The 14,183-nt window shown below is 64.8% G+C and carries 14 protein-coding genes; 11 read left to right on the top strand and 3 right to left on the bottom strand.

Annotation, left to right across the window (positions count from 1 at the left end; genetic code table 11):
• The first annotated feature begins 173 nt into the window (after window positions 1–173).
• The 3 genes from IQ35_RS14240 to IQ35_RS14230 all read left to right on the top strand — a co-directional run bounded on the left by IQ35_RS14240 (window position 174) and on the right by IQ35_RS14230 (window position 3,237).
• On the top strand, window positions 174–794 hold the full coding sequence (locus tag IQ35_RS14240) for a 50S ribosomal protein L25/general stress protein Ctc (protein WP_021246831.1): 621 nt from the start codon (window positions 174–176) through the stop codon (window positions 792–794).
• 137 nt (window positions 795–931) lie between these two features.
• A complete protein-coding gene (pth, locus tag IQ35_RS14235) occupies window positions 932–1,501 on the top strand; it encodes an aminoacyl-tRNA hydrolase (RefSeq protein WP_021246832.1) in 570 nt (189 codons plus the stop codon).
• A gap of 107 nt (window positions 1,502–1,608) precedes the next feature.
• Window positions 1,609–3,237, top strand: coding sequence for an alpha-D-glucose phosphate-specific phosphoglucomutase (locus tag IQ35_RS14230; protein ID WP_021246833.1), 1,629 nt, complete (start codon window positions 1,609–1,611; stop codon window positions 3,235–3,237).
• Here the strand turns inward: IQ35_RS14230 and IQ35_RS14225 are convergent.
• Window positions 3,230–3,679: a DUF983 domain-containing protein gene (locus IQ35_RS14225; RefSeq protein WP_051187250.1), complete on the bottom strand. Its 450-nt coding sequence runs from the start codon at window positions 3,677–3,679 to the stop codon at window positions 3,230–3,232. The two genes, IQ35_RS14230 and IQ35_RS14225, sit on opposite strands and share 8 nt — an antisense overlap.
• Before the next feature lie 149 nt (window positions 3,680–3,828).
• Here IQ35_RS14225 and ychF point away from each other — a divergent pair, with 149 nt between their 5' ends.
• The 3 genes from ychF to IQ35_RS14210 all read left to right on the top strand — a co-directional run bounded on the left by ychF (window position 3,829) and on the right by IQ35_RS14210 (window position 5,995).
• Window positions 3,829–4,929 carry a redox-regulated ATPase YchF gene (ychF, locus tag IQ35_RS14220; protein WP_021246835.1) on the top strand — a complete coding sequence of 367 codons (1,101 nt, stop codon included), beginning with the start codon at window positions 3,829–3,831 and terminating at the stop codon, window positions 4,927–4,929.
• A 6-nt stretch (window positions 4,930–4,935) separates the two neighbouring features.
• Window positions 4,936–5,454 carry a DNA-deoxyinosine glycosylase gene (locus tag IQ35_RS14215; protein WP_145074251.1) on the top strand — a complete coding sequence of 173 codons (519 nt, stop codon included), beginning with the start codon at window positions 4,936–4,938 and terminating at the stop codon, window positions 5,452–5,454.
• Between the two features lie 76 nt (window positions 5,455–5,530).
• Window positions 5,531–5,995, top strand: coding sequence for a MaoC family dehydratase (locus IQ35_RS14210; RefSeq protein ID WP_031292174.1), 465 nt, complete (start codon window positions 5,531–5,533; stop codon window positions 5,993–5,995).
• Window positions 5,996–6,003: 8 nt separating this feature from the next.
• On the opposite strand, the gene IQ35_RS14205 is transcribed toward IQ35_RS14210, so the two are convergent.
• Together IQ35_RS14205 and mutL are read right to left on the bottom strand one after the other, a co-directional pair.
• Window positions 6,004–6,528, bottom strand: coding sequence for a hypothetical protein (locus IQ35_RS14205; RefSeq protein WP_145074248.1), 525 nt, complete (start codon window positions 6,526–6,528; stop codon window positions 6,004–6,006).
• 2 nt (window positions 6,529–6,530) lie between these two features.
• Window positions 6,531–8,309, bottom strand: a complete 1,779-nt coding sequence (mutL, locus tag IQ35_RS14200) for a DNA mismatch repair endonuclease MutL (protein WP_145074245.1) — start codon at window positions 8,307–8,309, stop codon at window positions 6,531–6,533.
• An 82-nt stretch (window positions 8,310–8,391) separates the two neighbouring features.
• Here mutL and IQ35_RS14195 point away from each other — a divergent pair, with 82 nt between their 5' ends.
• Genes IQ35_RS14195 through rodA form a run of 5 tightly spaced genes read left to right on the top strand, consistent with a single transcriptional unit; the run spans window position 8,392 to window position 14,089 of the window.
• Window positions 8,392–9,438, top strand: a complete 1,047-nt coding sequence (locus tag IQ35_RS14195; protein ID WP_021246840.1) for a rod shape-determining protein — start codon at window positions 8,392–8,394, stop codon at window positions 9,436–9,438.
• A 19-nt stretch (window positions 9,439–9,457) separates the two neighbouring features.
• Window positions 9,458–10,372: a rod shape-determining protein MreC gene (mreC, locus tag IQ35_RS14190; RefSeq protein ID WP_021246841.1), complete on the top strand. Its 915-nt coding sequence runs from the start codon at window positions 9,458–9,460 to the stop codon at window positions 10,370–10,372.
• On the top strand, window positions 10,369–10,896 hold the full coding sequence (mreD, locus tag IQ35_RS14185) for a rod shape-determining protein MreD (RefSeq protein ID WP_021246842.1): 528 nt from the start codon (window positions 10,369–10,371) through the stop codon (window positions 10,894–10,896). Before mreC ends, mreD begins: the two co-directional genes overlap by 4 nt.
• Window positions 10,893–12,980, top strand: coding sequence for a penicillin-binding protein 2 (gene mrdA / locus IQ35_RS14180; protein WP_145074242.1), 2,088 nt, complete (start codon window positions 10,893–10,895; stop codon window positions 12,978–12,980). The genes mreD and mrdA overlap by 4 nt, the downstream gene beginning before the upstream one ends.
• Window positions 12,977–14,089, top strand: coding sequence for a rod shape-determining protein RodA (gene rodA, locus IQ35_RS14175; RefSeq protein ID WP_145074239.1), 1,113 nt, complete (start codon window positions 12,977–12,979; stop codon window positions 14,087–14,089). Before mrdA ends, rodA begins: the two co-directional genes overlap by 4 nt.
• Window positions 14,090–14,183 lie beyond the last annotated feature (94 nt).

The raw sequence follows: 14,183 nt of genomic DNA, 5'->3' as shown, positions 1-14,183 counted from the left end.
GGCATGACGGAAGAGAGACGGTGCAACGTCCACAAACCACCCATAATCGCCATAAAGGGCGGGACAGCCTTGCCTTCTGGCGCTTTTCTGCTACAGGCCCGCGTTCCCGTGATGGTCATCCCTGGAGGCGCCACGGGTCGAACCGCAATATTTATGCTTTTGGAGACATGCAAATGAGCGAGCAGCTTACGCTGTCGGCCGAGGCACGCGATCGGGCAGGCAAGGGAGCCTCCCGCGCCCTCCGCCGCGAGGGCCGCGTTCCCGCCGTCATCTATGGTAATAATGAAGAACCCCAGTCGATCCATGTCGAGGAAAAGCTCCTCAACAAGCTGCTCGGCACCGGCCACTTCTTCAATTCGGTCCTCATGGTCGAGGTGAACGGCAAGGCGGTCCGTACCCTGCCCAAGGATGTGGCTTTCCACCCCGTCACCGACCGTCCGCTGCACGCCGACTTCCTGCGCGTTTCCGAACATGCGCAGGTGCATGTCAACGTGCCCGTCCGCTTCGAGAATGAGGACGCCTCGCCGGGCCTCAAGAAGGGCGGCGTGCTGAACGTCGTCCGTCACGAGATCGAGCTGGTCGTCGACGCGGCCGAGATTCCCGACGATGTCGTCGTGGACCTCAAGGGTTTCGAAGTCGGCGATTCGATCCACATCAGCTCGGTGACGCTGCCCAGGGGCGCGAAGACCGCCATCGAGGACCGCGACTTCACCATCGCGACCATCGTTGCGCCGTCCGCTCTCAAGAGCGCAGAAGGCGACAACGAAACCCAGACGACCGAGGAAGGCGAATAAGCCTTTCCGCCGTCCTTACGGTTGGCTCACCCCGTTCGGGCTGAGCTTGTCGAAGCCCTGCTCTTTCCTGAAAAGAGGAAGAACGGCCCTTCGACAGGCTCAGGGCGAACGGGGTTTTGCTTTTTCGGAGACGTTCGATGCAGATCTGGGCGGGCCTCGGCAATCCCGGTCCCCAATATGCGATGCAGCGGCACAATGTCGGCTTCATGGCGGCGGACGTGATCGCGGACCTGTATCGCTTTTCCCCTGCAAAGAAGCAGTTCCAGGGCTGGGTGCAGGAAGGGCGGATCGGAACCGAGAAGATCATCCTGCTGAAACCGGCGACCTTCATGAACGAAAGCGGGCGCTCCATCGGGGAAGCCATGCGCTTCTACAAGCTGACCCCGGCCGATGTGACCGTGTTCCATGACGAACTGGACCTTGCGCCGATGAAGGTGAAGGTGAAGCGCGGCGGCGGCAATGCCGGGCATAACGGGCTGCGTTCGACCGATGCGCATATCGGCGCGGATTTCCGCCGCGTGCGGATCGGCATCGGGCATCCAGGGCACAAGGAGCGGGTGCACGGCTATGTGCTGGGCAATTACCACAAGAGCGAGATGGACGCGCTCTCCGACATGCTGGGCGCCATCGGCGCGGAGGCGGAGTGGCTGGCGAAGGGCGACGACGCGCGCTTCATGAACGAGGTGGCGCTCCGCCTGGCGGATTGAGCGGCAGCCAGCCTCTTTGCAGCGCCAAAGCGGGGGCGTTTTGCATTGCCCAACGGCAATGCGCCGGGTCATAAGACGCATGTTCCCAACATGCTGAGAGGTTCCGGGTGATAAAATGTCTGTCCACCACCCCATTCAACGACCAGAAGCCGGGCACTTCGGGCCTCCGCAAGAAAGTCCGGGTCTTTCAGCAGCCCCATTATGCGGAAAATTTCATCCAGTCGGTGTTCGACAGTCTGGAGGGTTTTGAGGGCAAGACGCTGGTGCTGGGCGGCGACGGGCGGTTCCTGAACCGGGACGTGATCCAGATCGCACTCAAGATGGCGGCGGCCAACGGATTCGGGCGGGTACTGGTCGGGAAAGGCGGCATATTGTCGACTCCCGCCGCGTCGCATCTGATCCGGTCGTCGGGGGCCTTTGGCGGGCTGGTGCTGTCGGCCAGCCATAATCCGGGCGGTCCGGACGAGGATTTCGGAATCAAATACAACGTCTCCAACGGCGGCCCCGCGCCGGAAAAGGTGACGGATACCATCCATGCGCGGACGCTTTCCATCGACAGCTACCGGATTCTCGAAGCGGCGGATGTGGACATCGACACGCCCGGCATGAGCCGGCTGGGCGAGATGACGGTCGAGATCGTCGACCCGGTGGCCGGCTATGCCGATCTGATGGAGAGCCTGTTCGACTTCGGCGCGATCCGGGCGATGATCGCGGAAGGCTTCACCCTGTCCTTCGACGCCATGAGCGCCGTGACGGGACCTTATGCGGTCGAGATTTTGGAGAAGCGGCTGGGTGCGCCTTCGGGTACAGTGCGCAACGCCACCCCCCTGCCCGACTTCGGGCATCATCATCCCGATCCCAATCTGGTCCATGCCAGGGAACTCTATGACCGGATGATGGGTGAGGACGCGCCCGATTTCGGCGCGGCGTCGGACGGCGACGGCGACCGCAACCTCATCATCGGGCGGCACAGCTATGTGACGCCTTCGGATTCGCTGGCGGTGCTGGCGGCTAACGCGCATCTTGCGCCCGGCTATGCGCTGGGCCTTAAGGGCATCGCGCGGTCCATGCCGACCAGCGGCGCGGCGGACCGGGTGGCGCAAAGGCTGGGCATCCCGCTCTATGAGACGCCGACGGGATGGAAGTTCTTCGGCAATCTGCTGGACGCCGGGATGGCGACCATCTGCGGCGAGGAAAGCGCGGGCACCGGTTCCGACCATGTGCGTGAAAAGGACGGCATCTGGGCAGTGCTGCTATGGCTCAACATAATGGCGGTGCGGCGGCAGGGCGTGGCGCAGATCCTGGCCGAGCATTGGGCGGCCTATGGCCGCAACTACTATGCGCGGCATGATTATGAAGGCATCGCCGACGACAAGGCCGATGCGCTGATGGCAGCGTTGCGGGACAAGCTGGCCGCGTTGCCGGGAACGGCGAACAGCGGCGGCAAGATCAAGAGCGCCGACGACTTCGCCTATACCGATCCGACCGACCGCTCCGTCAGCCGTAATCAGGGCGTGCGCATCCTGTTCGAGGACGGATCGCGCATGGTGTTCCGCCTGTCGGGCACGGGAACCGAAGGCGCGACGCTGCGCGTCTATATCGAGCGCTATGTCGGGAGCGATGGCGACCTGGGCATGGCGACGGCGGATGCGCTGGAGCCGCTGGTCAGGGCCGCGCAGGAGGTTGCGGACATTTCCGGCTTCACCGGCATGGAGCGGCCCAGCGTCATCACCTGACCGGGCGATCGTCCTTGCCGGAGTTATGCAGCCTGGCCCACAGGTCGGCCGTGCCTGCTTCCTGCGCCTTGTGGGTATATTGGGCGGCGACCAGCCATCCCTTGATCGGGCGCAAAGGCAGCACGGTCGTCAGGATCAGCACGGGCACGCCGACCGCCAGATGCACCCACAAGCCGGGCCGGGCCATGATTTCCAGCATCACGATGAAGATCACCCCCGGCACGCAGGCGAAAAGCTGGACGAAGACCGCCGGGCCGTCCGCCGGATCGGCGAAGGAATAATCGAGGCCGCACACTTCGCAATGGTCGCGCACCGTGAGGAAGCCGGTGAAGATATGTCCTTCGCCGCAGCGCGGGCAGCGGCCGAAGGGACCCGTTTCAAGCGCGGGACGTTTCGGCCAGCGCGCGCCGGCCTCGTTTGCCATCATTTCGTCCTCACTCATTGCAGCCTCCTCAAACGTGCGCCCCATGTCGGGTGCGCGCGCGAAATTGCAATTGCGCCTTTTGTCCCACCCCTGGCCGGGCAGGCTGGTCAAGCAGGCGGGAAAAGGCTATCGGCGCGGCCAATCATCTGAGATATGAAGGCAGTTCCATGGGTTTTCGTTGCGGTATCGTCGGGCTTCCCAATGTGGGAAAATCCACCCTGTTCAATGCGCTGACGGAGACGCAGGCGGCGCAGGCGGCGAACTATCCCTTCTGCACCATCGAGCCGAATGTCGGGCAGGTCGCGGTGCCCGACGAACGGCTCGAGACCATCGCGAAGATCGGCGGCAGCGCGAAGATCATCGAAACCCAGCTTGCCTTTGTCGACATCGCCGGGCTGGTGCGCGGCGCGTCCAAGGGCGAAGGGCTGGGCAACCAGTTCCTCGCCAACATCCGCGAGGTGGACGCCATCGTCCATGTGCTGCGCTGCTTCGAGGATGACGACATCACCCATGTCGAGGGCAAGGTCGACCCCATCGCCGACGCGGAGACGGTCGAGACGGAATTGATGCTCGCGGACCTTGAATCGCTGGAAAAACGCGTGCCAGCCTTCGCCAAAAAGGCGGCGCAGGGCGATAAGGAGGCGAAAGCCGCCGCGTCCGTGCTGGGCAAGGCGCTGGACCTGCTGCGCGACGGCAAGCCCGCGCGGCTGACCCAACCCGGCGACGATGAGGAAGAGCGCATCTTCCGCCAGGCGCAATTGCTGACCGCCAAGCCCGTTCTCTATGTCTGCAATGTCGAGGAAGAAGCGGCGGCCGAAGGCAACGCCCATTCCGCCCGCGTGTTCGAAAAGGCAGCGGCCGAAGGCGCCAAGGCGGTGATCGTGTCCGCCGCGATCGAAGCGGAACTCATCACCATGCCGGTGGAGGAGCGCGCCGAATATCTCGAAGCGCTGGGCCTTGCGGAAGCGGGCCTCGCGCGGATCATCCGGGCCGGATATGAGCTGCTGGGCCTCATCACCTTCTTCACCGTGGGACCGAAGGAAGCGCGCGCCTGGACCGTGACGAAGGGGTCGAAGGCTCCGCAGGCGGCGGGCGCGATCCACACCGATTTCGAGAAGGGCTTCATCCGGGCCGAGACGATGGCCTATGCCGACTATGTCCATTTCAACGGCGAGGCCGGAGCCAGGGAAGCGGGCAAATGGCGCTCCGAAGGCAAGGACTATGTGACGCAGGACGGCGATATCATGCTGTTCCGGTTCAACGTCTGATCCGATATGCTGCGCCCCGGACAGATGCCGGCGCAGCGCAAGGCGGCCTTCCCGCCCAGCGTGGATGAAAATACGCGCCTGCTGATCCTGGGTAGCCTGCCCGGCGACGCGTCGATCCGGCAAGGGGAATATTATGCCCATCGCGGCAACGCCTTCTGGACGCTGATGGGCGATGTGCTGGGTGAGGACCTGCGCGCCCTGCCCTATGCGACGCGGCTCAAGCGGCTGCGGGCGCGCGGCGTCGGCCTGTGGGACGTCATCGAAAGCGCGGACCGGGAGGGCAGTCTGGACAGCGCGATCCGGGGCGCGGAACTGCGCGACCTCTCCCTTTTCACGGCGTGCCTTCCGCTGCTTCGGGCCATCGCTTTCAACGGCAGGACGGCGGCGCTGCACGGACGGCGGCAGATCGGTCCCCAATCGGCGCTGGCGCTGATCGACCTGCCTTCCTCCAGCGGCGCCTATGCCTCCATGCCGCGCGAGAAGAAGGCGCAGGCGTGGCGGGCGCTGCGGGAGTGGATCGCGTGACGCCCGCGGCCCTCCATTGACGTTAACGTAAACTACAACTACCTCACATCAGTTGCGGAAGAAAATGGAACTGGTGATGAGCGCGATCTATTTCGAAGATGTGAAATTGGGTGACATGCTGCGCTTCGGTCCGCTGACCGTGGACCGGGATGAAGTCATCGCCTTTGCCAGCCAATATGATTTCCAGCCCTTCCACCTGTCCGACGAAGCGGCGGCGGCAACTCATTTCGGCCGCGTCGCCGCGAGTGGTTGGCACACGCTGGCGCTCTATATGAAGATGTTCCTGACCGAAGTGCAGAAAAGCGGCTGGCAGGAAGCAAGCCTGGGCGGCATCGGCATTGACGAACTGCGCTGGCTTCGGCCTGTCTATCCCGGCGACACGCTGCACGGAACGGCGGAGGTCATCGAAAAGTCCGCGTCGAAAAGCCGGCCGGAAATGGGCATCGTGAAATCCAGAATCCTGATGTTCAACCAGGGGGACGAGGCGGTGCTGTCGATGATCCCCATCACCATGACGCGCACGCGCGTCGGCATGGCTTAGAACCCGCGCTACGGCACCGGCTGATTGGCGCGGGCATCGGCCGCCATGACACGGATTTCACGGCTCGGCGCGCCCGCGATCTGGACGATGTGCGTCCCTTCCGTCAGTTCGAACCAGACGATCTTGCGGATGCCCGAACAGTCCGGGCCATGACCGTGATCCACTGCCGCAACCGCCATATCGCCATCGACGATATCCACCCATGCAGCGTCGGACAGGGCTATGCCGACCCGCGCGGGCGACTTGAGCGCCAGGGTGAAGAGACCGCCCTGCCCCTTGCCCGCATCCTTGCCCGGCGCGGCGGCATATTGAACATAGGCCACGGGGCGCAGCGTGACCGTCACGGGCTTGCCAAGGATCAGGCGCGGCGCGGTGAGGCTGTCGCCTCCGGCAACGGCGCTGCCACTTTGGGTCCAGCTTGTCCAGGGTTCAGCGAGTGGCACGGCTTCGCAGACCGGCTTCGCACCCTCCTTCGCCATGGTGGGAAACGGCAGGAGGACGATGGCGAAAGCCAGCAAAGGTCCGTGCTTCACCCTCATTTCCTTCCGAACAGCTTTTCGATGTCGCCATGGCCCAGCTTCACCCATGTCGGGCGGCCGTGATTGCACTGGCCGCTGCGGGGCGTGACTTCCATCTCGCGCAGCAGGGCGTTCATTTCGGTGACGCTCAATATCCGGCCCGCCCTGACCGATCCGTGGCACGCCATGGTCGCGGCGACGAGATCGAGCCGCTCCCTGAGCGAAAGCGCGCTGTCATAGGCCGCCAGATCGTCGGCGAGATCGGTGACAAGCCCCTGCGCGTCGGCCTGCCCCAGCAAGGCGGGAACGGCGCGCACCAACATGGCCGAGGGGCCGAAGCGCTCCAGTTCTAGGCCGAATTCGCGCAGTTCCGCCACGCGAGTCTCCAGCCGGTCGCAGGCAGGCTCGTCCAGTTCCACGACTTCGGGAAGGAGCAGCGCCTGCAAGGCGACCCCCTGTCCCTCCATGGCGCGGCGCATCCGTTCGAGGGTCAGCCGCTCATGCGCGGCGTGCTGGTCGACAATGACGAGGCCGTCTTCGGCTTCCGCGACAATATAGGTGCGCGCGACCTGCCCCCGCGCAACGCCGAGCGGGAAGCTCTGCCCTTCCGGCGCGGGGGCGGCGGCGGGTTCGGCGCGGGCCTGCGGCGGGGGCGTGAAGAAGCTCGTCCGTCGATCCGCGAAGAGCGCGGGCGACGGAGGCGCACCGGCATTCGCGGCCTCGAAAATCGGCATCGCGCCGATCGGCGTGGGGGAGATCGGCTCGCTCTTCCAGGCGGAGAGCGCGGCGGGGTCGGCATGTTGGACCGCACGGAACCCTTCCGCATCCAGCGCGCGGCGCAGGCCGGAGACAATCATGCCCCGGACCAGCGCCGGATCGCGGAAGCGCACCTCCGTCTTGGCGGGATGCACGTTCACGTCGACCTCCAGCGGCGGCATGTCGATGAAGAGCGCGACCACGGGATGCCGGTCGCGCGCCAGCATGTCGGCATAGGCGGCGCGCACCGCGCCCACCAGCAGCCGGTCGCGCACCGGGCGGCCGTTCACGAACAGAAACTGATGATCACCCACGCCCCGATGATAGGTCGGGATCGACGCCACGCCCGACAGGCGCACCCCTTCCCGCTCCAGCGAGACGATGACGTGGTTGTCCACCAGCGCCCGATCGGTGAGCGCGGCGACACGATCCTCCCGCGAATCCCCTTCCTGCACGCCCAGCACGCGGCGGCCGTCATGTTCCAGGCTGAAGGCGACGGATGGATGCGCCATGGCGAGGCGACGAACCGCGTCCATGCAAGCGGCATATTCCGATTTGGACGAGCGCAGGAATTTGCGGCGCGCGGGCACGCGCGCGAAAAGCTGCTCCATCACGACGCGGGTGCCGGGCGGGAGCGCGGCCGGCCCTTCGCTCACCACCGCGCCATTGTCGACGGTGCGGTTCCAGCCGTCGCCGCCGCGCGGGCGGCTGTCGATCGAGAGCCGCGCGACGCTGGCGATGGAGGGCAAGGCTTCGCCGCGGAAACCGAGGGTGGAAACATTCTCTATCGCGTCGTCGGGCAGCTTGGATGTGGCATGGCGTTCGAGCGCCAGGGCGATCTCCGCCGAATCCATGCCGCAGCCGTCGTCGCTGACTTCCACACGGTCCAGCCCGCCGCCCGACAGGCGCACCGCGATCCGCCGCGCGCCCGCGTCCAGTGCGTTTTCGACAATTTCCTTGAGCGCGCTGGCGGGCCTTTCGACCACTTCGCCCGCGGCGATACGATTGACTAGATGTTCAGGCAGACGGCGTATTGACATTAACTAATGACTAGCCCAAGCGAGCGCTTTCCGCGACCCACGGCTCCAGCTTTTTTTACGGGCAGGCTGAACAGGATAAGGCATGTCGATCTTTTCGCGTCTCTTCAAATTTTCCTCGCAGGATATGGCTATCGATCTGGGCACCGCCAATACGGTGGTCTACGTGCGCGGGCGCGGGATCGTGCTGAACGAGCCGTCCGTGGTCGCGGTCGAGACGTTGAACGGCGTCAAGCGGGTGAAGGCCGTGGGCGACGACGCGAAGCTGATGATGGGCAAGACGCCCGATTCGATTGAGGCCATCCGCCCGCTGCGCGACGGCGTCATCGCGGACATCGACGTCGCGGAACAGATGATAAAGCACTTCATCACGAAGGTGCACGGCGGCAAGCAGCGCCCCTGGCGCTTCCCCGAAATCGTGATCTGCGTGCCCAGCGGTTCCACCAGCGTCGAGCGCCGCGCCATCCGCGACGCGGCCAGCAATGCCGGCGCGAGCCAGGTGTTCCTGATCGAGGAACCCATGGCCGCCGCAATCGGCGCGGACATGCCGGTGACGGAGCCGATCGGTTCGATGGTCGTCGATATCGGCGGCGGCACGACCGAGGTTGCCGTGCTGTCGCTGCGCGGCCTTGCCTACACCACTTCGGTGCGCGTGGGCGGGGACAAGATGGACGAAGCCATCGTCTCCTTCGTGCGCCGCCACCACAACCTGCTGATCGGCGAAGCCACCGCCGAGCGCATCAAGAAGCAGTTCGGCGTCGCCCAGCCCCCCGAAGATGGCGTGGGCGAGACGATCCACATCAAGGGCCGCGACCTGGTGAACGGCGTGCCCAAGGAAATCAGCATCAACCAGGGCCAGATCGCCGACGCGCTGGCCGAGCCGATCAGCACCATCGTCGAAGGCGTGCGGATCGCCCTGGAAAACACCGCGCCCGAACTGGCGGCCGATATCGTCGATCAGGGCATCGTGCTGACCGGCGGCGGCGCCCTGCTCAAGGGGCTGGACGACGAACTGCGCGATGAAACGGGCTTGCCCGTCACCATCGCGGAAGATCCGTTGACCTGCGTCGCGATCGGCACCGGGCGGGCGATGGAAGACCCGATTTTCCGGGGCGTGCTGCAAACCACCTAAAGGCGGGGGAACAAGAGCGATGGCGCGGCCACCCAGCCGACGCCCCGGGCATAACCGGAAGGCGCAATATGGCCTGTTCGCCAGCTATGTGGTGGCGGTGACGGGCGCAGTCGTCGGCCTGCTGCTGGTGGTTGTCGCCATATTCGACCCCGCGGGTTTTGCCGCCATCCGGACCGGCACAGCCGAATTGACGCGTCCCCTATCCACAGGTTTGCGGCATATGGTCAGCGGAGCGGCCTCCATCGATGAAGTGCTGGCCGCCTATTGGCGCGCGGGTACTCAGAATGTCGCGCTGCGCCGGCAGGTGGAAGCGGACCGCAACCAGATCATCGAGGCAAAGGCCGTCGCGCGGGAAAATGCCCGGCTCAAGAAACTGTTGAAGCTGGTGGATGAAGATGGAAGCGAAGTGCTCGCCGCCCGGCTCATCAGTTCCTCTTCCAGCAGCGCGCGGCGCTTCGCCCGGCTGAACGCGGGTAGCTGGCAGGGCGTGAGGGCCGGTATGCCGGTGCGCGCGCCCGAAGGGCTGATCGGGCGGGTTCACACGACCACGCCCAACACCGCCGAAGTGCTGCTGCTGACCGACAGCAGCAATATCGTGCCGGTGCGCCGCGCCAACGACGATATCCCGGCGATCTCGACCGGCCTTGGCGACGGCACATTGGAAATCCGCGCCCTGTCGGCGGGACGCAATCCGTTCAAGCCGGGCGACCTGCTGGTCACGTCCGGCATCGGCGGCATTTATCAACCCAATGTGCCCGTTGCCGTGGTGGTCCGCGTCCAGGGCGAAATCGCTTATGGCGTGCCGCTCGCCAACCCTTCGCGCGTCGATGCCGTCGTGGTGGAGCGCGCATTCGAGCAGGTGGTGACGCGTTCCGACGCCAACACGCCGATGGAGCAGGAGACCTCCGCCGCTGAAAATGCGGCGGCGCCATGATCGACCGGCATCTTCACCACGCCACCCGGCTGGGTCGTCATCCTTCCCGTTTTCGCCTGGGCGGCACGCCGGTCGTCACCGTCCTGCTGGGATCGATGGTCACGGCCTTGCCGGTCATCGCCCAATCCCCGTCCATGCCGCCCTTCGGCCTGTTGATCCTGCTCGCCTGGCGGCTGTTACGCCCCGAATTGCTGCGCGCCTGGATCGGTCTGCCGCTCGGCCTGTTCGACGACATGATGAGCGGCCAGCCCATCGGCTCCGCCATGTGCCTGTGGACGCTGACGCTGATCGGCATCGACGCCGTCGAGCACAGAATGGTGTGGCGCGGCTATCGGCAGGACTGGCTTATCGCGTCGGTCGCGATTATCTTCTGTCTTGCCGGGGGAGCGTTTTTCGCGCGCATCACCGGCGGAGGCGAAATTAAGCTGATACTGGTCGCGCCGCAGATGCTCTGGACGATATTGCTTTTCCCCTTCATCGTGCGGCAATGCGCCCGGATCGACCGCTGGCGCGTGATGGCATGAGATTTCCCCGATCCAGGCGCAAGATCGTCACGGAAGCCACCCAGTCCTTCACCTTCACGCGCCGGGCCATGGTGGTGGGCGGATTGCAGGGCGGCTTCGGCCTGTTGCTGGCGGGCCGCATGGCGTGGATCAGCGTGGCGGAGAATGAGAAATATAAACTTCTGTCGGAAAGCAACCGCGTCAACCTGACGCTCATTCCGCCGCGCCGCGGATGGATCATCGACCGCAACGGCCGGCCGCTGGCCAACAACCGCACCGATTTTCGCGTCGACCTGATCCCTGAGCGCGTGAAGGACGCCGAAGCGACCGTCCGCAGCCTCGCTCAACTGCTGGCGCTGGAGCCGGACGAAGTCGATCGGATCAAGGAAGAACTGGACAAATCGCCCGGATTCCGCCCGGTCCAGGTTGCCGACAAGCTGACCTACGATCAATATGCCGCCGTCAGCGTCCGCCTGCCCGACCTGCCCGGCGCCGCCCCCAGCCAGGGGTTCTCCCGCTATTATCCGGCAGGCGCGGCCGTGGGGCATCTGCTGGGCTATGTCGGCGCCGCTTCGGCCAAGGAATATGAGGAGCGCAAGAACCCGCTGCTCATCACGCCCGGATTCAAGATCGGCAAGGACGGCCTGGAAAAGTCGTTCGACGGACATTTGACGGGCAAGCCGGGCGCCAAGCGGGTCGAAGTCACGGCACGCGGCAGGATCGTGCGGGAATTGACCACGCGGCCGGACACGCCGGGCAACACCATTCGCCTGACCATCGACGCCGGATTGCAGGAATATGCGGGCCGCCGCCTCGCCACGCAAAGCGGCTCCATCGTCATTCTGGATTGCCGCAACGGCGACGTGCTGGCCATGGCGTCCATGCCCAGTTTCGATCCCAACAGCTTTTCCGACGGCATCAGTCACCTGGAATGGGAGATGCTGTCGAAGGACGACCATGTTCCCTTGCGCAACAAGACGCTGCAAGGATTGTATCCGCCCGGCTCCACGGTCAAACCCATGGTGGCGCTCGCACTGCTGGAAGCGGGCGTCCATCCGTCCGAAACCATCGGCTGCCCGGGCGCGATCAGGGTCGGCAACACGCTGTTCCATTGTCACAAGAAGCGCGGCCATGGCGCGGTCAACATGCGGACGGCCATCGCCCAGAGCTGCGACATCTATTTCTACCAGATGGCCCAGCGCATCGGCATGGATCCGATCGCCAGCATGGCGCGTCGCGTGGGAATGGGGCAGAAATTTCCCCTGCCCTTCGCCAGCCAGAGTTATGGCACCGTGCCCGACCCCGCCTGGAAGCTCAAGAAATATGGGCAGCAATGGCAGATATACGATACCGTCAACGCCACGATTGGTCAGGGTTATATGCTCATCAACCCGCTGCAAATGTCGGTGATGGCAGCGCGGCTGGCCACCGGCAGGCAGCTCATGCCCAATTTTCTCCATGGCGCGGACCGTCCCGAAGCCGAATCGGTTGGCGCCACGGAGGAACATCTGGCCGTGATCCGCGAAGCGATGAGCGCGGTGGTGAACGGAGGGGGCACGGGCGGCGCAGCCCGCATGAACATTCCTGGCGTGCTGCTGGCGGGCAAGACCGGCACCGCGCAGGTTCGCCGCATCACCATGGCCGAACGCGCGGGCGGCGTACGCGGCAATGCCTCCCTGCCTTTCAAGCTGCGCGATCACGCTCTGTTCCAGGGCTTTGTGCCGTTCGACAATCCGCGCTATGCCGTGGGCTGCATCATCGAGCATGGTGGCCACATCAGCCGGGTGGAGGACGCACCCATGATCTGCGCCGATACCCTGTCCTTCCTGTTCGACCCGAAGAAAGCGATGGAAAAGCTGGAGACGCTGGAGAAAGGCTGGGGCGGCCCGCCCGCCGAGCGCCTGGCGCGGCAGACCGCCGCCTTCCGCCTTTCCAAGGCGATCGAGCGGGGCGAAGTTCCCTCCCCCGCCGCCGCCAATGCGGGCGAGGCCGCGAACAGCGCGACACCCGCCGGCACCCCGAACATGCCGTCGGGGCCTGCTGCGGATGCCGACGATGACAGCGAAGCGCCGCCGCCAGGCTCCCCACCGGCTGGCGCGCCATGAGCATCATTCCCCAACCCGTCACCCAATTTTCCTGGCGCGTGCTGCTGCTGCTGCTGGCGATCGCCGCCTTCGGCACCGTCGTCCTCTACAGCGCGGCCGGCGGCAGCATGGCGCCATGGGCGCTCAATCAGATCATACGCTTCATCATCTTTTCGGTGATGGCGCTGGTGCTCAGCCGCGTCAGGATGGAAACCTTCGCCCGTTTCGCCTTTCCGGCCTATGCCGCCGTCCTGATCGCCCTGGTGGTGGTGGAACTGGTCGGCGGCGTGGCCGGAGGAAGCCAGCGATGGATCAACCTTGGCTTCATGCAGCTTCAACCGTCTGAATTCATGAAGCCGATCATCGTCCTTGCCGTCGCGCGCTTCTACTCTCTCCTACCCGTGGGGGAGATTCGCAGATGGAACGCGATCTGGCCCGCGCTCGTTCTGATCGGCGTCCCATGGGCGCTAGTCCTGATCCAGCCCGACCTGGGCACGGCGACGATGATCGCGGCCGGCGGCGTCACCGTCATGTTCCTGTCCGGGTTGCCGCTGCGATTGTTCATCGGATCGGGCCTGACGCTGGCGGCGGCCGTACCGATCGCCTTCAGCTTCCTGCATGATTATCAGCAGAAACGCGTGCTGATCTTCCTTGACCCGGAAAGCGATCCGCTGGGCGCGGGGTATCACATCAGCCAGTCCAAGATCGCCATCGGATCGGGCGGCATTTTCGGCAAGGGCTTCCTGAAAGGGACGCAGAGCCATCTCGACTATCTGCCTGAAGGCCACACCGATTTCGTGTTCGCGACCATGGCGGAAGAATGGGGGCTGGTCGGCGGTATCCTGCTGATCTGCGCGTTCATGCTGCTGTTCCGCTGGGGTCTTGGCGTGGCGCTGCGTACGCAGGATAAATTCGCCCGGCTGACGGCGGCGGGTTTGACCACCACGATATTCTTCTATGTCGCGATCAACCTGATGATGGTCATGGGGCTGGCGCCGGTGGTCGGGATTCCCCTGCCCTTCATGTCCTATGGCGGATCCTCGATGCTGACCGTGATGCTCTGCGTCGGCATCATCATGAGCATAGACAGATCCAGCAGGCGAGGACGTTCAGCGGACGATTGGTCGTAAAGCCGCCGGCGGGATTTTTTTCGACACGCATCATTTTATATTTGCAAGCGTTGAGGATCATGCTAACCGGCCGACCTCAAGACGGGGTGGCTCA

Origin of the sequence: Sphingobium wenxiniae (genome assembly GCF_007830065.1) — a bacterium.
GTDB classification, from domain to species: Bacteria; Pseudomonadota; Alphaproteobacteria; order Sphingomonadales; family Sphingomonadaceae; genus Sphingobium; species Sphingobium wenxiniae.
Note: the sequence above shows the minus strand (reverse complement) of the source record. Positions and strands in the feature narration are given on the sequence as shown.